Genomic DNA, 19,035 nt, shown 5'->3' on the forward strand with positions numbered 1-19,035 from the left:
GGCGTTCTCGCCGCCCGTATCACAGGTTAGCACTGTGCCTGCTATTTGAGCGGGAGCCGAAAACGGCTCCCCTACGATGTTGCAGATTGTCAGGGGAACGTTATTCCTGTGGCTTCGGCTCGCCCATCGCTTTCAGTTTCTTCGACAGTTCGCGACGCTCTTTCGACAGGTCGGCGTTTTTGATGATGTAGTCATCAACGCGATCTTCATAGTCGCTACGCATGCTGGAGATAATCTCCTGAATCGCTTCAATGCTCATACCTGGCTTGATATATTCGCCGAGGTTATCCAGCAACAGCACACGTTTCTGGTTATCACGAATTTTCTTTTCGTTGTCGTGAATTTCACGCTGCAGTTTATTCTTACGACGGAACATACGTACGAACTCCAGCACGTCCTGAAAAGATTGCTTTGCGTTTTCCATGATGACACCCTTCATTGGGCCTGCAGAGGCAGGCGTAATTGTCGTAGCCTTCAGCTTAGCGGCTCACTGTCGCCGTTGGCAATTCTTCACATTCAAATTCGGACAGGCGCTTATCTTAGCGCGAAAAGTGCCAGCGGCGCAGTAAGTTGTTGTTAAAGCTCTGCCGTCGTCACTTTGATCATCTACTTCCGCATCGCCAGCCGAATCAGATCCGACAAACGTTCCAGCTGACGCGTCAGCTCCAGGCTGAGCCAGACATAGCCGTGAATCTGGGTTTCTACCCGCGGGTCGCTGTTGGCTTCGGCGATCAGCTGTTTCAGCTCCTGCGAGATTTCCGCCATTTCGGCGCTGGTCGCCGCCAGTTTGCTGGTATCGGCGCTTAGCAGCGCCGCCGACAGCGCCTGTAAAGTCTGCCCGGTCATCTGCTGGGTACGACGCAGAGTCTGCGCATTCAGCATCAGCAGGTGACTCTCACGCGACGACCACCAGGCATTGATTTGCAGTTCCAGCGTACACAGCATATTGCGATTAACGGTCTGGATGCCATCCAGCACTGACTTCGGTATGCGTGTCTCTTTGCTGGCGGGATCAAGGAAGGCGCGCATTTTCACCACGTCAGTCAGCAACCGCTGCATATGTCTGGTCAGCCGTGGTTGTTCCACCAGATTTGGCGAGAAACCGGCATGATGCAGTTTCGCCATTGAAGAGAGCGCGTCGGAGAGTTTAATGCGCCAGTGGGTATAGGCCTTCTGCGGATAGATACTGCTAAACAGCAGCGCCAGCACCGAGCCGAGGATCACATCGCCACCGCGCCACAGCGCCGTTTCGAAATCACCTGCCGGTGCGCCGCAGACCACCGCGAGAGTAATGCCGATCAGCAGCGCCATATAGGGGTGTTTGCCCAGCGCCAGGTAACCGCTGAGAAACACCACCACCGCGCACCATGCCAGCATCCCCGGCAGCGAGATCAGTTCCAGTTTCAGCGCAATCAGGCCGGAGATGGAGCCAAACAGCGTGCCGCCAATGCGCTGCACCGCTCGCGGCAGCACGTTACCCCACGACGAGATGGGCCCCATCACCACCACCAGGGTGATTAATGGCCAGGTGCCTTCGGGAATATCCAGCCCGCGCACCAGTAAAAAGGTCAGCACAAACGCCAGTGAGATACGGCAACCATGCACAATCCGGTAATGCCGGTAAATGCTGAATTCAATGGCCGAAAGCGGCTTGTCGGGGCGCAAAGGTGTTCTCCGGTGAGTAATAAGGATTTCGGGGCTTATCATAACCGATCGATTTGTACGGTTTTAAACCCATTATCGCTATTTCAACACCGTTTTTGCCGGTTTTACCTTATTGCCTGGCTTAATTAACACTACACCAACAGGCCATTAATCTTTGATTATCAACTGGTTTGGCAGCTATTCCTGCGGCTGGCGGCACGCTGTTCAGGATTTAATCACCGGCACACAAATCTCAAATTCCCAGATGCCGCTAAGCGATCCATCATTCAGGTAGCGATCGAAACAGGGAGCATCGGCTTTGTGGTAATCGCTGCCAGCCAGCCACGCAAACATTGCCAGCCAGGGTTTGGCAAAATCACCATCCTCAACCCGCACCTGCGCTACCGCATAAGTGCCAGCCGCCAGATGACGAATCTCCACTTCATCGCTGTGCGACGGCAGCACAAAATCATCAGGCACGCTGATGGCGGTATCAATACGCAGCGCCTCTTCCGGCACCACTTCCGGATTATCGTAGTAAACCGCCAGCCAGTCGCCGCCGACAATCTGATGTTGCTTGACCCAGTGAGATAATTTTTCAAAACCCGCCGGCGCCGTCTGCGGCCAGGGACCAATCAGGCGATAACCCGCAATGGTACGCTGCGGTAGTTGCATAATCTGAACATTCATCTGTTTGCTCCTTATATTGGCTGATTAGCCATCGATAATAGCGTATGGCGCACAGCGCAATCTCCGATCGCGGCGGCAATAATCAGATAAGAGGATCAGGGAAGGGGTAATACGGGCGCGCAGTTCACGCGCCCGTGAACATCAGAATGTCAGTTTCAGATAATCTTCAATACGGGTCACGATACCTGCGGTGGCGACGCCCTGCAATGTCATCAGCGGATAGCTGGCAATCGGCTTATCACCCGCCATCAGCTGGATAGTGCCAATCTGTTCATGGGCTTTCAGCGGCGCTTCCAGCTCTTTGCGGTCGATAACGTATTTCGCTTTAATACTTTTCACCTGGTCGCGCGGCAGTGACAGATAAATATCGTTGTCGACACCAACGTCTACCTGATGCGGATTACCGTACCAGACGGTTTCATGGCCGATAGCTTTACCGGCATGGAACAGCTGTACGGTATCAAAACTGTTCTGGCCCCAGGTCAGCAGCTTACGCGCCTGCTCTTCACGGCCTTTGGTGCTTTTACCGCCCATCACAACCGCAATCAGGCGGCGCTGCCCTTCAACGCTGGAAGCGATGATATTAAAGCCCGCGCTTTCGGTATGACCGGTTTTCAGCCCGTCTACATGCAGGGTTTTATCCCACAGCAGACCATTACGATTCTGCTGGGTGATGCCGTTCCAGGTCAGGGATTTCTCGCCGTACATCTGATAGAAATCCGGCTCCCCCTGGATAATCGCCCGGGAAAGTTTCGCCAGATCGCGCGCGGTGGTGAACTGTCCCGGCGCGTCGAGTCCGTGTACGGTTTCAAAATGGGTATTGGTCAGACCGAGTTTAGTCACATACTCATTCATCATTTTAACGAAACCCGCTTCGCTGCCGGCGACATAATCCGCCAGCGCCACACAGGCATCATTACCAGAATCGATAATTACCCCGCGGCTGAGGTCACGCACCGTCACTTTCTCGCCGGGTTTCAGAAACATCAGTGACGAACCTTTAAATACCGGATTACCTGCGCCCCAGGCATCGTTACCCACTGTTACAATATCGTCACGGGTGATATGGCCATTATCAATTGCACGATCAACCACATAGCCGGTCATCAGCTTGGTCAGGCTGGCAGGATTACGCCGCTGATCGGCATTGCCCTCGGTAAGGATCTGGCCGGTGGTGGCATCCATCAGCGCCCAGGAGGCCGCATCAACGGCTGGCGGGGTTAACGGGAAAGGCATCGCACTCTCATCGGCATGCGCCAGGGAAACAAAAGCCAAAAACAGACTAAAACTTGCAAGCTGACGCCTTTTCAACAGTTCATCCTCTAATCAAAAACATTTCGTTAATCAGGGCGATGTTTTACGGTAATCATCCTGTGATTGCGTTAATCAATTGCAAGTAAATATGAATAATTTTCCGTACCGCTTCTGCACTGTTTTTGTAAGAAAAGCGTCAGAAACAGGTTGAAGTGGTACTCATACACCCAGGGATAATCCGATAATTTTCTTTTTAAGAATCATCAACATTGTTAAGAATTCCTAATCAACTACCCTCGACCTGTGGATTGTAAATTATTCTGAGGTAGAGATGTCGACATCAAGAGGATGGTCAACAGAGTTAGAGGGCCTGCGAGGATTCGCTTCGCTATGGGTGTTGCTGGGACATGTCAGCTTGCTGGTTCACTGCACCATCCCAATCATTTCGATGCCCAGCATGGGGGTCGATCTGTTTATCTTGCTGTCAGGTTATCTGATGGCGAAAAACTATATTGAACGTCAGCAAAAAGAGCCGTGGAATAGCGTAAGTACCGTTAAGAAATTCTGGATCCGACGATTCTTCCGTATTGCTCCGCTCTACTACCTGTTGCTGATTGTGGCGATGGTCAATGGTCACTGGTACGGCGAGATGCGCGATACCATTGCGCAATTCTTCCCCTCTACCGCGACTGAAACCTCCCGTTATGCCGACCAGTCACTGGGCAATATTGTTTCTCATCTCAGTTTCACCTTTGGTTTTTTACCGGGTTACAGTTTTAATACGGTATTACCGGACTGGAGCATCGGCCTGGAAATGCAGTTCTACCTGCTGTTCCCGTTTATTATGCTGCTGACGCTGCGTCTCGGTTATATCCCGACGCTGCTGGTCCTGATGGCGGTGTGCGCCGCAGGACGTTTTGCCCTCGCCAGCTACTATGAAGCCTTTGCCATGCCGTCGATGATTCTGATTAAACTGCATATGTTTATGGCGGGTATGCTGCTGGCCGAAGCGGTGCGGAAAAAACATCCCGGTTATCTGCTGGCGGCATTAATTGCGCCGGTGCTGAGTGCGGTGATTAGCAGTGATTTAAGCAAGCTGGCTATTGTGATGGAAGCAGTGATGATTATCGGTATGGCCGCCATTTTATGGCAATACCGGCCGGGCGCGATGATGCAGAAAGCCATCGCGCTGCCGCGCGCCATTCTGACCAACCGCTTCAGCACCTGGCTGGGTGATGTCTCTTACTCGGTCTATCTGTTGCATCTGTTGATTGTGGTGCCTGCTATCGCCCTGCTGCTGCGTGACTACCATATGGATGGCGTCAGCGCGCCGCTGCGTTTCGGCATTGTCTGCGCCATCTGTATTCCGCTGACTTACGCCATTGCCACCCTGCTGTATCGCTTTGTTGAGAAGCCAGGCATTCTGCTGGGTAAACGCGTGCTGGCGCCGCGTCCGGCCGCCTCCGATATCGCCAGCTAACGCTGGCGGAATACGCGATAAGATCCGCAGCCCTCAGGGTTGCGGATTTTTTTTGGCGTTATTTTGCGCATCAAACAGTCTTACCCGTGAGGAAGCCATCACCATTCGTCGATGTTGTCCTGCGGCCGTTTCGGCAATGCGTGCCTGGCGGTTAATTTCCGGTTCCGGCGCCGCCTGGAAACCTCCGCGGCCAAAAAACTGCAGACGAAGGTCGCGTATCTGTTGCGGGCTGGGGGTTTCGGGCGCTGGAGCAGATGAAGGTCGTGCCGGGGGGCGGGTGCTGATACGCAGGATCGCCTCGGTTATCTGCGGCTCAGGGGCGGGTTCGTGGCTTAGCAGTTCACTCATCGTCCTGATATTGGTTCCACTGTGTGGCAGATGATTGAAGGGCTGAGCAGGAACGGGGGCAGTCCACTGCCTGCCCTGCGGTGGTCGTTGTGGCAGCGAGCCGGGCGGCAGTAGTTGCGTCACCGTTCCCCCGCCGCCGCGGTTAATCATCACACCGCTGCTTACCGCAACGGCCCCCGCCTCGCTGACGGGTGCGGGCGCAATGCTGACACATTGCGCCGCCTGCTGCTCAGCCGCTGGTTGTTCAGCAACCGCGTTACTGCCAGTGGCATCACTCGCGCCCTCACTGATGCCGTGATCATCGGTCAGCCACACCAGATGCTGGCGACGCCCTGCCCGCGGCTCATTACGCCCCGCCAGCCACTGTTGAACTTCAAAGCTTAAGTTCTCCAGTTGACTCTGGACTTGCGCCATCAACTCCTGCGCCCTGGCATCACGCATCGCCCGCTCTCTGTTTTTTTCTTGCTCCGTTTCTTTATCACGCTGCAGGCACTGCTGCGCAAATTCAGCGGAAAATGGCGTGCGGGAGATCATCTCAATAGCGCCGTCAAACGCCAGGTTCAACATATCCGCAAAGGAGTCAGCACTTGACGCTGGCGGAAATGACGGAGCACGGTTTTCCGCCATTGTCCGTTGCTCAGCTGCGGCATACTTACGTATCCGGGCGTAATAACGTGCGGGCGCGCCATCTCCGCCCTTACTGCTCTTTGAATGGATTTTACCTTTGGTTTTAAGCGTAAGGCTTATCCCCTTTTCGCTCTGTGCCTCAATCTTATTAATTTCGCGCTGGCAGGGAGCCGAGTTCTTTTTATCTCGCGGGTTCTGCCTGTAACTGCGCCTCAGACCTGACGAACATTGTCGCATCTGATGAAAAACATTGGGCAGCGTATTAAAATGCTCCATGCGCAGATCAATCCCCTGACTGCTGCTTATCTGTTGCAGTTGCGCTTCAATTTTTTTTATCCATCCGGCGATGGCGTTTAAGTCAGCCCTTTCAGCGCCACTTATTTTGCGCGCAGCCAGTTCCTTTACCGATGTTTTAATCATGTACAGCGGCCCCTTCCTTCCCCGATGAGTAAACCGGTTATCCGCCGTCATTTCCTCCAGGTACTTATCTAAATAACGGTGAATTTTCTCAGCATGTTTGTGAATCTGGCTGGTATTATTCGGGCCAGCCAGCCAGCTGGTCGCTGACATTGCTGCAGCTGGCACAACGGCTTCCGTCGCGGGCTGAGCGGGGATGTTGAGCGATATCGCTCTTAGAAATTGCTGATTGATCATCGGTGGGTTAGTTAACGGATAACCGGTAAGCTGCTGCACTCCGGCAATCAGCGCAAGATTATCCCCCGACGGCCACTGACTACTGCCCAGATCGCGCGGTCCCTCGGCTGTCTGCAGATACAGCTGAAGCGTATTGCCGCGAACCACCAGCACCCGTTCGTTATTCTCCAGCTGCGGCGGTTGCGCGCTGATATCATTGCCCTGCGGATCAAAGAAATATTGCATCTCCCCGTCTTCATTTTCCCCGACGACAAACCAGCGATGCTGCGTTGCCAGCCCCGCCAGCATATCCGCCAGTTGCAGACGCTGAATCTGTTCTTCATTAATGATATGTCTGAACTCTCTGACATAATTCAGGGTGCTGAAGACATCCATCACTGCCTGCGGCGGCGTGGGGTCGACGCTAAGCGGCACGAGGCTGCGAATATCGAACGCCAGTTGATAGCTGAAGGGGATCAGACCGCCCTGGATCATCATCTTCAGGGTATTAATCACCTCCGGGTAACTGTCGCTGTAAGGGGCAATGTCGCGCAGCTGATTGGCCAGCGCTTGCAGAAACGCCCGCCCGCAGGGAGAGGAGATAAAATCATCCTGATAGCTGTGCCGGACCGGCCAGCGCAGCAGGCTCAAACAGTCCGCGACCAGTTGCTGCCATGCCAGTAGTTTGCCCCCACACCAAAAGTGACTGACGACGGCATCGCACAGTGACCAGCCCTGATAGCGGCAACCTGGCAGGATAATGTTCAGAATCTGCCCTGGCGTCATCAGCTTTTCCGCTAACATTTTTCTCAGGGTGGTGAGAAACAGGGTGGTGCTGATCTGCGGCAGCGCTGACTGCTGGCCCGTCAGATAACCGAGACGCGTGGCAATTCTCGCTGCTGTTCGCGCCAGAAAACGACCAACAGCCAGCATATCAGCGCCTTCAGCCTGCCGGGTGTCAGCCAGAGTGGTCGCGGCCTGCGCCAGATCCTCCAGCGCGCAGTGCAGCTGGTAAGGCGTGAGCGTCTCGGGATGCGCCAGCGCGGTATAGCCGGGTTCCGACGTCATGCTGGTATCCGATAACGTATCAAAACTATCTGACGAGACATTGGGCCGAATAAACCGGTGTCCCTGGCGGTCTAACTGCCTGGAGAGCTGCTCATCGTAACTGATCACCAGCGTGACCAGCGAGTCGGCATTTTGCAGAATAACCTGTAATAACAGCTCTTTATCGGCATGAATACCCGCCAGTAAACCCGCAGGGCTGGTTGGATTCAGGCCGCTGACCAGCGCAAGCTGACTCCAGACACGATTGGTATAAATCTCCAGGCGCAGCGTGTTTAACCACTCCGCCGATACCGGATAATATTGCTGTGCGTAGCGCAGAAATTGCTGCCATCGATCATCGTCCAGCGCCGCGCCTCTTATACGCTCCAGCATTTCCAGAAACTGCGTCCTGCGCATCCCCGCTGGCGACCCGGTGTTCATCATCAGGTCATCACAAATTTTCGCCAGTATCAGTTCGGTAAACCCCTGCAGTGATCCGCTCTCTTCCTCCTCTGCTACCATCGCGGCGATGCCTGCGGTTGTGCGCCGCAGCTCCTCAGGCGTGCCATAGCTAAAATCATACCAGTAGTCATTAGTCGACTCCCTGTCGTCCGGCAACATATGACTGATTTCATGGGGCACCACCTGCAATATCTCCAGAAATACGGCCTCATGATTAATCGTGGTAAACACGATACGGTTTTGGCTGTCACAGGGAAACGCCTGCGCGCTAACCCCCCGGCGCTGGCTATTTGGCCGCGAGAGCAAAAACTGGCTGGCGTCCTGCTGCAGATAGCGCTGGGTAAGGCGATGATAACTGACGAGACGCGTACGGGCCTTTTCCAGCATCGCAGGTGTGACCTGATTCGGGCGGATCCCCAGTCGTCGCGCAAGGATCCCCGCCAGACGTGAGGTATTTTGCGCGCTATGGTTCAGGGTGTAGAGCAAACTGTTATCAAACAGCACCAGCGCTTCACGGATTTGCGGCAGCTGACGATAAACATCCTCACCGCGCGCGATAATCGAAAAACCGATGGTGGAGAGATAATGCTCAAAATCGTCGTTATTGCCGCGATAAGGTGGCGTGGCAACCGGCGCTGCTGGCGCCCAGTGGTAAAAGTGTCGTTCGATAAAATCACGACAATGTTGATTATGTTCCAGGGTATACAGCAGCTGCTGCCGAAAGCCGCCCACTTCATGGCTTCCTAACTGACCAGGCAGCAGATCAAAATTTGCCGCATAGAGCGCGGCTAAAAAGTGGTCGCCATACTCACCGGTCGTGACCTCCTCAAAACGTTGCCCCACCAGCGGCTGATAAAATAACTGACCGCGCTGATTTTGCTGCTGACGCATTACAATCAGCATATTGGCTTGCTCCCGCATCGCCGGTAAAAACAGCACGCAGCGACTCTCCTCGTCTTCAATGCGCAGCGCAACCTGTTCCCAGCCGGGGAGATTCAGCGCAATAAAAGGCGTCAGCTCCATTACCTCCGTGTTCCATAATCCGTTATGACCTAAATCATTGATTATTGCCCCATAGCGTTCCGCGCTTAACGTTGACAAATAGTTTCCCGACGGGGCCGCAGGGGGGGGTGAAGAGACCACAACAGGTGGACTGACGGAGGAACTGTTTCTGCTAACAGAGCCATGACTGGCAGAAGCAACGGGATACATAATCACTCCTGATAACGGGATATATATCAGCAAGCTGTTTCGAAAATACCCAGTTGCTGTTTGCGCACGCAGGCAGCAACGGGTTAATAACGCAGAATGACGCTATTCGCTTCCAAAAATCACCTGGCGGTGATCAACAGACGAAAAAAAACGCCCGATAAAATCGGGCGTTTAAGGTTACAGCCTGTCAGTTATTTCTGGTCAGGCAGTGCATAAGCCACAATATAGTCGCCCAGCTTAGTGCCAAATGAACCATGACCACCGGCAGCAATCAGAACATATTGCTTACCGTTCACTTCATAGGTCATTGGCGTCGCCTGTCCACCTGCCGGCAGACGTGCTTCCCACAGTTGTTTACCGTCAGAGACGTTAAAGGCGCGCAGATAGTTATCCGCTGTTGCGCCGATAAAGAACACGTTGCCTGCGGTGGTCATTGGCGCACCCAGCATCGGCATGCCCATCTTAAATGGTAATGGCACCGGAGAGCTGTCACGTACGGTACCGATGCGTTTTTTCCACACGATATCGTTGGTTTTCAGATCTACCGCGGAGATATAGCCCCATGACGGTTGCTTACATGGGAAGCCAAGCGGCGACAGGAACGGATTCAGCGTCACGCCGTAAGGCACGCCGTACTGCGGCTGAACGCCGGATTCAGTACCGGTGCCGCCTTTATCGTTCTCATCAGGCTCCATAGGATTGCCCGGACCACGTGGGATCAGTTTTGATACAAACGGCAGCGCCATCGGGTTAGCGATTGCCAGCTGACGGTTGGTATCTACAGAGATGCCACCCCATTCGAACATACCGAGGTTACCCGGGAATACCAGCGTCCCCTGCTCTGAAGGCGGTGTAAACGGACCTTCATAACGCAGGCTGTGGAACATCACACGACAGATCAGCTGATCGTAGATGGTCGCGCCCCACATATCTTTACCCTGCAGATGCGCTTTCGGACGGAAAGAGAGCTCAGAGTAAGGCTGGGTTGGTGACAGGCGGTCGCCTTTAGCGGGTCCCTGCGGCACCTGCATTTCCGGCGCTGGCGTGACAGGTTTACCGTCGCGACGATCGAGCACAAAGATATCGCCGGTTTTGGTCGGCACATAGACGACCGGAACCTTGTTACCGTTTTTATCATCGATATCCGCCAGCGTCGGCTGAGCCGGAACATCCATATCCCACAGATCGTGGTGAACGGTCTGGTAGAACCATGCCAGTTTGCCGGTAGTAGCGTTCAGCGCCAGCAGACCGGTAGCATAACGCTCCATCTCCGGCGTACGGTTGCCGCCCCAGATATCAGGGGTCGCGACACCAATTGGCAGGTAGACGATATCCAGCTTCGCGTCATACGCAGCTGGCGCCCACGAGTTTGGTGAGTTCGGCGTATAGTGCTCATCCACTCCCGGCACTTTATTCGGATCTTTCGCGCCGGTATCGAAGGCCCACAGCAGTTTGCCACTGTTAACATCAAAGCCACGGATCACGCCTGACGGCTCACGCGTTGAGTAGTTATCCGTTACCGCACCGGCAATCACAATCACCTTGTCGGTGATTACTGGCGGTGACGTCGGCTCATAAGCGCCTGCGCGGGCATTTGGCATATTGGCTTGCAGATTCACATCGCCGTTATCACCAAACTCTGCACAGCGTGCACCGGTTTCCGCATCCAGCGCATACAAATGGCCATCATTGACCGGCAGGATAATGCGACGCGCGCAAAGTGCCGGTTGCGTGCCTGCGGCTTGCGCCTCAGCGACAGCCGGCGTTTCATGATAAGAAACGCCACGGCAGGTCACATGCTGGAAGGTTGGATTGGTTTTCAGCTGCGGATCAAAGCGCCATTTCTCTTTACCACTGGCAGCATCCAGCGCAATCAGCTTCTGGTGCGGGGTACAGAGATAGAGGGAATCGCGGATTTTAATCGGCGTCACTTCGTCGGTGATTTCACCCGGATCGTTAGCGGTTTTCAGATCGCCAGTGCGGAAGGTCCATGCCTCTTTCAGCTCACCGACATTTTTATCGTTAATCTGGTTCAGTGGCGAATAACGCGTCCCTTCCTGGGTGCGACCATAGGCTGGCCAGTCACCGTCAGGAATACCCTGTGCATTCTTCTCAATCGCCGCGGTCTGATCTGACGTCAGAGTGCCATTGATCTCTTGCGGATCGTTGAACACGGAGTAAGCCAGAACAATTACCGTAAACAGCAGCGATGCCGCCAGCGCGCCACGCGCCAGCTTGCCGCCAGACGGCAGACCGCGCCAGATCAGCGGTAATACAATCCACAAGCCGAAGAAGAAGGTAACGTCCAGACGCGGCGTCAGCGCCCAGAAATCAGAACCGACTTCCCACAATGACCAGACGGTGGTGCAGAGCAGGAAAATCGCGTAGAGCAGCAGCGCGACGGTACGACGGCGGAACAGCAACCAGGCAGTGATTAGCATCACCAGACCAGCCACGATGTAATACAGTGAGCCGCCCAGTTTCGCCAGCCAGATACCACCGACTAACAAGTACACACCACTCAGGGCTGCAAACAGCACCGTGAGTATCAGCAGAACTCGTGATAACGAAGTTCCATTTTTCATATTTTTACCTTACCAAAATTTAACATCGTCGATTTAGAGATTAAGCTAAATCTTCAAAAACGCCCGGTTTGTGTCTGATTATCCATCCGGGCGTTTCGCACCGATCACAAAACGCGATCGGCTTGCTGGATTCTGTTAGCGGCGTATCAGCCGCTTTTACCCTAAATAATTCAACTCGCATCAAGGCGGCAAGCGAACGAATCCCGATGAGCGTAGTTAACTACGTGATTCGGGTGAGTGAACGCAGCCAACAAAGATGCGGCTTGAAGTATGACGGGTAAATTATTCAAAGCTGTAAGTCAGCGTCGCGCCGCCGCCCCAGTTGCGTCCCGGCGCCGGTTCAAAGTAACGGCCATTGCCTTCATTGACGATTACTGAACCGACATACTGGCGGTCAAACAGGTTATCTACCCGGCCAAACAGATCGAGCGACCAGCTGCTCCAGTTAAAACGATAGCCGCTGTTCAGGCTGGCAACGGTATAAGACGGCGCCTGCGCGCTGTTTTCATCGTTAACCTGAATATCGCTCATATAACGGATATCCGCACCGGCGTGCCAGCCCGCTTCCGGCGCCCACTCCAGCGAAGCGTAGCCCATATTGCGCGCAATACCTGGCAGACGGTTGCCGGACGGGGTACAGCTGACGCCACAGGTTTCATTACGGAAAGTGGCATCCAGCAGCGTCCACGCCATCTTCATGCGCCAGTCCATGCCAAACTGTTGATCGACGCCCAGCTCAATGCCGCGACGACGGGTTTTACCGGCATTGGTATAGCTGGCGCGCCCACCGCTGCTCTCCGCGACAATCAGTTCATTGTCGGTATTGGTCTGAAACAATGCTGCGGTGATCAGGCCATTGCCGACACGGTTTTTGCTGCCCAGCTCAAAAGTATCGCTGGTGGCAGGCTGCAATCCGGTATTCAGGCCGGTCTGACCATCGGAACGGTAAGAAAGCTCATTAATGGTTGGCGTTTCGAAACCGCGTCCTGCCGAGAAGTAGAGATTCCAGGCGGGTGTCGCCGCATAGTTAATCGACCCCATTGGCAGCAGTTTGTGATAGCGAGCGCTGCCGCTGTCGTCGCCATTGCCATTGGTGATGTAATAATCTTTGGAGTCGAAATTCACTGTGCTGTAACGCACACCGGCATCCAGCGTCCACTGTGAAGTCAGATTCCAGCTGGTTTGCAGATAGGGATCGAGATTCCACATCTGGTTCTTTTCGTTACGACGCTGCGCGCCCTTCTCACCATACTCCACCACGCCGTTGTTCAGATTATAGTTCTCGAAACCCTGACGACGTTCAGTCATGGTTTCGTAATCAATGCCGCCGGTCAGGCTGAACGGCACTGAACCGATACTGTCCTGATGCTTCCAGCGCGTATCGATCCCCTGATATTTTCTTTCCAGCACAATCACCCCGCCCGCATGGCCTGGGTTTAACTGAGGCGACATCGGGATCGACTGATACTGAGTGGTATGACGCTCGCCGTGCCACGCCATCATCGTCAGCTCGTCGTTTTCGCTTATCTGACGCTGATAGCGCAGACCAACCTGCGTTTGATCGAGGGATTTACGGGTATTGTACTGATCGCCGCGCGGCGACTGACGCGGGTTATCTTTCCATTCGGACTCTGACAATCCACCGGGATCGTTAGCGTCAACCGAGACGCTGTTAAACAGCAGCGTCAGGGTGCTGACATCATCAAGGCGCACGCCAAACTTACCGTTGCCGAGGCTCTTCTGCGTGCCGCTATGGTCGCGATAGCCATGGGTGGTAAAGCGCGAGCCGGAAATCGCATAATTAACGTCGCCAGCATGGCTGCCGTCGCCGGTGGCACCGGTAGCTTTAACACTGTTGCGAACACTGCCGTAGCTGCCGTAATACGTACCGGCCTGCAAGGTGGTTGGCTGGGTGCCGGTTTCAGTATCGATATTCACCACGCCGCCGGAAGCGTTGCCGTACAGTGCAGAGTAAGGTCCGCGCAGCACTTCGACCTTGTCGACAGAGTTAATATCGATATTGGAGGTCTGCCCCTGGCCATCCGGCATGGTGGCCGGAATACCATCAACATAGATACGCACCCCACGCACGCCATACATCGAACGGCTACCGAAGCCGCGTACTGACAGTTGCAAATCCTGCGCATAGTTCTGGCGGTTCTGAATTTGCAGGCCTGGCACGCTGCCAAGGCTTTCCGACAGGTTGACCTGCGCGGTGCTGTTACGCAGATCCTGGCCGTCAATCACGCTGACAGCGGCCGGAGTGTCCAGCTCGGATAAGCCAGTGCGCTGTTTAATAACGATCAGAGAAGAGCCCTGCGAACCGGCGGGTTCGCTGGCGGAGGTGGCAGAAGACTGCGCATAGCTGACAGAAAAGGGTTGTAACAGAAACAGCGGAGTCAGAATAAAAGCAGAGGTTTTATTGTTCACTGGAATGATTCATTTTTAGAGTTAACACTTCAACAATTCTTCTCAGGACAAAAACCCGGAGAGAAGTCACCCGCTCTTCATCAACACAGCACTGAGCAGCCACGGCGTATCGCCGCTGCCAAAAGTATAAAGGCAGTTGCTTAATTTGCCTGGTTTTCAACCCACTGGCATCTGCTCCGGGTCACCGACCGCGGTGCGACAAGGGCCTTCAATGCAAACGAAAATGAGATGTTGCAGAAAAACGTGATCATTGTAACAGTTATTGATTTGCTTGCGAACTGTTTAGCGGGGGAAAGGCTGAATTGATTCAGCGGGGAAGTTTAAGGAAATGTTACAATCAGCGAATAAGAAATTAACCCTTTTATTCGTGCGAAAAAATGCATTATTAGTAATTGTGCTTACAACAAACAGCTGACTTGCGCAACCTGTAGTAATCTATATGTCTATACACAACATCATGTTACCCTATCTTGATAGAGTATCTACGTTTTCGCACAGTGTGAATTTTTACTTCATAATTTGGAGCCCAGCATGTCTAAAATACTTATCGCAGGAGCCGGTGGCGCGCCTTCTGAAGGTGTCATCAACTCTCTCTTAATGGGTCGTAAAGATGAAACTGTTATCGGCATGGGTTCAGAACCTACCGATCTCGCGTTATCAAAAGCGAGCAAGAAATTTTATATTCCCTATGCAAACACTCCTGAGTATAAAGATAAGCTAATTCAAATCCTTAATGCAGAAAAGCCAGATTTATTGCACTTTCAGAATGATCTGGAGATTTACCATGCCTCTCTTATTCGTGAAGATATTCTCGCAACAGGCACAAAACTGTATATGCCTGATCATGACGTCATTGACACCTGCGTACATAAACATAAATCGTATACAGCGTTTAAGGATGCTGGCATCCCGGTTCCTCGTAATATTATGATTAATGACGAGAATGATCTGCGCGAAGCGTTTAGCACGTTAGGCCACGGCGATGGGAAAATTTGGCTTCGTGCATCCTCAATCGGCGGCGGTGGTAAGGGTTCTATCCCGACAGCAGACTTCTCTCTCGCTAAGGCATGGATTGATCACTATAAGGGTTGGGGTGATTTTGTAGCGGCCGAAATGTTAGAGTCGCAAACTATCACCTGGCTCTCAATCTGGCATGAAGGTAATCTCGTCGTAGCGCAGTCACGCGAACGTAGCAGCTGGACTCATGGCAACAGAAGTATCTCTGGCGTTACCGGCGTAACAAAAGTCGGTGTGACATGCACTAACGATCTGGCTACTGAGATCGCCACCAATTGCGTAAAAGCCGTAGATAAAAAGCCGCATGGTATTTTTGGGGTAGATATGGCCTATGATCGCAATGGTGTGCCAAACCCGACTGAAATCAATATTTCACGCTTCTTTACCACTGTGCAATTCTTCGCAGAAGCAGGTTTGAATATGCCTGAGATTTTCAAAGATATTGCACTGTACGGCGAGTTCCCGGAGCTTAAGACCAGGGTGAACCCTCTGCCTGATGGTTTGATGTGGCTGCGTGGTATGGATACCCCACCTAAACTGACCACATCAGAAGGTATCCAAAACGAGATTACTTTCCTATGAAAGTATTAATTACTGGAGCATCGGGTTTTATTGGTGGAAAACTGCTTGATGCTGCAATCGCGGCGTGGGGCGACGGAAATGTTGTCGCCTTCAGTTCACAGAAAAACACCAAATGTACCAGCATTGTTTATCAGAGAGAATTAGTTGATTTTGGGTTGAGTGCGCCTGATATAACACTACTCGAGACAATTGAAACCATCCTTCATATTGGTGCTTTTATCCCTAAAAATGGTGGCGAAGCGAACGCCATCAGTGCCTGTAATGAGAATATTTTCTTTACTGAGCAATTGTTGAAGTTACCCTTTAACAATCTTAAAAAAGTCGTCTTTACCAGCACTGTCGATGTATATTCCGCAGAACCAAAAATTTCTGAACTCACGCCAACACAACCTGCGACGTTATATGGCTGGTCAAAGCTATACTGTGAGCAGTTGGTTTCCATTTTCGCGGCGCAAAAAGGCATTTCAAGCCAGATTCTACGAGTTGGTCATGTCTACGGTCCCGGTGAGGAAAAATTTGCCAAGTTTATGCCCAAAACCATTAAAAGCATCGTTAATGGTGGAGGGGTCGAACTGTATGGTGATGGCTCAGAGTTAAGAAGCTTTATCTATATCGACGATGTCATCAAGGCGATTTTGGCTAGCGTAAATCTGGATGAGAATGCAGGAGTAATCAACCTTGTTGGTGGTCATGCCGTGTCGATTAAAGAGGTACTTGATAAACTCATACTGTTAAGTGGCAGATCGGTTGAAGTAATTGCGAAAGATTTTAACGGCGTAAAACGGGATCTCGTTTTTGACAACGAGAAACTAAAAAAATACTTACTGCCAGCTGAGACTGATTTTACAACTGGATTAAGCACAGAGTTTGCTTATTTTGAAAATCTAAAATGAATATTATATTTGATCTGGACGGAACGCTGATCGATTCAAAGCCGCGGTTGTATACTCTTTTTCAGCAACTGGTTCCGGCTTCGAAGCTGACATATCAACAATACTGGGATTTTAAGTATGCCAGACTTTCGCACGAGGCTATTCTATCGCGTGAGTTTGGATACGGTGAAGACGAGATTGCCGGGTTTTCCAGGCAATGGATGAGCCTTATTGAAAGCCCCGAAATGCTCGCTTTGGATCTTAACTTCAGCGGCATGCACAAGGCGCTGGAGAAACTAAAGCTTGCGGCTAATCTCCATGTATGTACCGCCCGGCAACTGCGTGATCCTGTACTAAAACAACTGACCAGCCTTAATTTACTGCAATATTTCGATGAAATAATGGTTACCGAACAGAAGCACAGTAAGGAATCATTGATCAGTGAACATATCGCTAACCTGGCAAGCCACGACTGGATGATTGGCGATACCGGTAAAGACATTCAGGTCGGACGCGCATTAGGTATCCGGACATGTGCAGTGCTAAGTGGCTTTATGACCAGGAATTCCTTAACGGAATATCAACCGACCTGCATTATCGAGTCAGCCACTGCGCTGGTGCAAGAGTTACCAAAGGGTTGAACTCTCACTGCTATCATAAAAGCACTGCCTGCAATCTGACGGTGCTTATATGAATATAATAGCTTATACAAGCCATTATCTCATCTCTCAACAACTCTGCAACTCTGCAACTCTGCAACTCTGCAACTCTGCAACTCTGCAACTCTGCATCTCATATTATAATCGATCCCAGTTAACAAAAGTCCAGTGCAAGCCAGAAAATATCGCCCTCCAGCCTGCCGCAAACAGATTTTACCCTACATTATCGGTAAAATGGGCTTTTCCCAAATACTGCTAGCGGGCAGCTTAAGATAAAGTTGGAATTTCATTGATTAATTAATTGATATAAAGTGTTCATAATAGCATAATGTAGAAACAACTGTTCATTTATCTGGCATGGTATTTAATGAATAAGAATCGTCTGTTCTATATAGATTTTATTAGAGCCATATCTCTGATAATGGTTATAATATTTCATTTTTTCATTCAGATCTCTATAGTTAAAGGTGAGAAAAAAATAGACCTTGTTTCAACCTTTGATAAATCTACAGACTTGGGTTCAATTGCCGTTGGTGTTTTCGTGATAGTGTCTGGTTTCTCCCTAATGAACAGCAACCTTAACAACCCGAATTTTAACCCGGGTGACTTCTATTTAAAAAGGTTCTTATCTATATACCCTTCATTTTGGTTGAGTTATTCCCTGGCTGCCTTATCCGGGTACATTTATTATGGTCATCTGCCGAATAACGCACAAGCCTGGACTTTAATATTTTCATTCATCGGGCTGGATGGACTGATAAACCAAATAATCCCAACTTATTATATGGTAGGTGAATGGTTTTTAGGGATGATAATCATACTTTATATATTATTCCCATTAATGTTATTCCTTATAAAAATAAACCCACTACTCCTTACGATATCAGTATTAACTATTAGCATCATTACAAATTACTATTATACTGAATTATTCACATTGAAAAAATGGACAAATCCGATATTTCAGGCTAATTTAATGATATTCGGGATGAATTATTGTTATTATTCACTATCAAAAAACAACCAGATAAATGCAATATTATTCATAACAGGATTTACAAGTTTATTTATTCTTGAACCGCTAGTTAAATCGTTCATTTACCCATGTCTTTTGTTTATATTACTTGCTTACCTCGGTAATCATTTACTTATTGATAGAAACATTGCAAGAGTGATAAGTTTTATAGCAAAATACTCTTTCGCGACTTTCTTGGTTCATCATAAGGTTATTTTTTATATTTCACAATCATTTAACAACATCAATAACCCTATAGCTGTACCTATTGCGTTTATAACTTCAATTATAATTTCTCTAGTTATAGGTTTTTGCGTCACTAATTTATGCAATAAAATAGTTAAAAAAATATTAAGTTAAAAAATTTCGAGCCTGGTCAGATATCGTTAAGAACAGGATCTTCTAATTCACTCAAGTCTGCCCGTTTGCCTTGTGGAACAGTCATCAGCATCTGTTGCTTCTGGACTTTCTGAATTTG

General features: G+C 51.0%; 12 protein-coding genes. 5 read left to right on the top strand and 7 right to left on the bottom strand.

Annotated elements, in window-relative coordinates:
* Window positions 1-100: 100 nt before the first annotated feature.
* The 4 genes from J2125_RS03155 to dacD all read right to left on the bottom strand — a co-directional run bounded on the left by J2125_RS03155 (window position 101) and on the right by dacD (window position 3,645).
* Complete coding sequence (locus J2125_RS03155) at window positions 101-424, bottom strand: DUF496 family protein (protein ID WP_017800192.1); 324 nt, start codon at window positions 422-424, stop codon at window positions 101-103.
* 182 nt (window positions 425-606) lie between these two features.
* Window positions 607-1,665, bottom strand: a complete 1,059-nt coding sequence (locus tag J2125_RS03160) for an FUSC family protein (protein ID WP_017800193.1) — start codon at window positions 1,663-1,665, stop codon at window positions 607-609.
* Window positions 1,666-1,869: 204 nt separating this feature from the next.
* Window positions 1,870-2,334: a DNA gyrase inhibitor SbmC gene (sbmC, locus tag J2125_RS03165; RefSeq protein WP_017800194.1), complete on the bottom strand. Its 465-nt coding sequence runs from the start codon at window positions 2,332-2,334 to the stop codon at window positions 1,870-1,872.
* A gap of 141 nt (window positions 2,335-2,475) precedes the next feature.
* Window positions 2,476-3,645 (bottom strand): serine-type D-Ala-D-Ala carboxypeptidase DacD, encoded by a 1,170-nt coding sequence (dacD, locus tag J2125_RS03170; RefSeq protein ID WP_017800195.1) that lies wholly within the window; start codon window positions 3,643-3,645, stop codon window positions 2,476-2,478.
* Between the two features lie 274 nt (window positions 3,646-3,919).
* Between dacD and J2125_RS03175 the strand changes: the two genes are divergently transcribed.
* Window positions 3,920-5,068, top strand: a complete 1,149-nt coding sequence (locus J2125_RS03175; RefSeq protein ID WP_026111586.1) for an acyltransferase family protein — start codon at window positions 3,920-3,922, stop codon at window positions 5,066-5,068.
* A 33-nt stretch (window positions 5,069-5,101) separates the two neighbouring features.
* On the opposite strand, the gene J2125_RS03180 is transcribed toward J2125_RS03175, so the two are convergent.
* From J2125_RS03180 to pqqU, 3 genes are all read right to left on the bottom strand, one after another.
* On the bottom strand, window positions 5,102-9,286 hold the full coding sequence (locus J2125_RS03180) for a hypothetical protein (protein ID WP_157819434.1): 4,185 nt from the start codon (window positions 9,284-9,286) through the stop codon (window positions 5,102-5,104).
* A 302-nt stretch (window positions 9,287-9,588) separates the two neighbouring features.
* Entirely contained in the window at window positions 9,589-11,982 is a 2,394-nt protein-coding gene (locus J2125_RS03185; RefSeq protein ID WP_017800198.1) for a glucose/quinate/shikimate family membrane-bound PQQ-dependent dehydrogenase, read from the bottom strand.
* 282 nt (window positions 11,983-12,264) lie between these two features.
* Window positions 12,265-14,412, bottom strand: coding sequence for a TonB-dependent receptor PqqU (gene pqqU, locus J2125_RS03190; RefSeq protein ID WP_017800199.1), 2,148 nt, complete (start codon window positions 14,410-14,412; stop codon window positions 12,265-12,267).
* 531 nt (window positions 14,413-14,943) lie between these two features.
* On the opposite strand from pqqU, the gene J2125_RS03195 reads away from it, so the two are divergent.
* The 4 genes from J2125_RS03195 (at window position 14,944) to J2125_RS25240 (ending at window position 18,917) form a co-directional block, all read left to right on the top strand.
* Window positions 14,944-16,011, top strand: a complete 1,068-nt coding sequence (locus J2125_RS03195; protein ID WP_026111587.1) for an ATP-grasp domain-containing protein — start codon at window positions 14,944-14,946, stop codon at window positions 16,009-16,011.
* Window positions 16,008-16,904 carry an NAD-dependent epimerase/dehydratase family protein gene (locus J2125_RS03200; RefSeq protein ID WP_017800201.1) on the top strand — a complete coding sequence of 299 codons (897 nt, stop codon included), beginning with the start codon at window positions 16,008-16,010 and terminating at the stop codon, window positions 16,902-16,904. The genes J2125_RS03195 and J2125_RS03200 overlap by 4 nt, the downstream gene beginning before the upstream one ends.
* Window positions 16,901-17,524, top strand: coding sequence for an HAD family hydrolase (locus J2125_RS03205; protein WP_017800202.1), 624 nt, complete (start codon window positions 16,901-16,903; stop codon window positions 17,522-17,524). Before J2125_RS03200 ends, J2125_RS03205 begins: the two co-directional genes overlap by 4 nt.
* Before the next feature lie 385 nt (window positions 17,525-17,909).
* The gene (locus J2125_RS25240) at window positions 17,910-18,917 is read left to right on the top strand and encodes an acyltransferase family protein (protein ID WP_209499462.1); all 1,008 of its coding nucleotides are present in this window, start codon (window positions 17,910-17,912) and stop codon (window positions 18,915-18,917) included.
* The last annotated feature ends 118 nt before the right edge of the window (window positions 18,918-19,035 follow it).

The organism is Winslowiella toletana (assembly GCF_017875465.1).
GTDB lineage: Bacteria > Pseudomonadota > Gammaproteobacteria > Enterobacterales > Enterobacteriaceae > Erwinia > Erwinia toletana.

What these genes read in the sequence shown, in the direction of transcription:
- J2125_RS03155 (WP_017800192.1), bottom strand. Translation starts at nt 424, where the DNA reads ATGGAAAACGCAAAGCAATCTTTTCAGGACGTGCTGGAGTTCGTACGT.
- sbmC (WP_017800194.1), bottom strand. Translation starts at nt 2,334, where the DNA reads ATGAATGTTCAGATTATGCAACTACCGCAGCGTACCATTGCGGGTTAT.
- J2125_RS03175 (WP_026111586.1), top strand. Translation starts at nt 3,920, where the DNA reads ATGTCGACATCAAGAGGATGGTCAACAGAGTTAGAGGGCCTGCGAGGA.
- J2125_RS03185 (WP_017800198.1), bottom strand. Translation starts at nt 11,982, where the DNA reads ATGAAAAATGGAACTTCGTTATCACGAGTTCTGCTGATACTCACGGTG.
- J2125_RS03195 (WP_026111587.1), top strand. Translation starts at nt 14,944, where the DNA reads ATGTCTAAAATACTTATCGCAGGAGCCGGTGGCGCGCCTTCTGAAGGT.
- J2125_RS03200 (WP_017800201.1), top strand. Translation starts at nt 16,008, where the DNA reads ATGAAAGTATTAATTACTGGAGCATCGGGTTTTATTGGTGGAAAACTG.
- J2125_RS03205 (WP_017800202.1), top strand. Translation starts at nt 16,901, where the DNA reads ATGAATATTATATTTGATCTGGACGGAACGCTGATCGATTCAAAGCCG.
- J2125_RS25240 (WP_209499462.1), top strand. Translation starts at nt 17,910, where the DNA reads ATGAATAAGAATCGTCTGTTCTATATAGATTTTATTAGAGCCATATCT.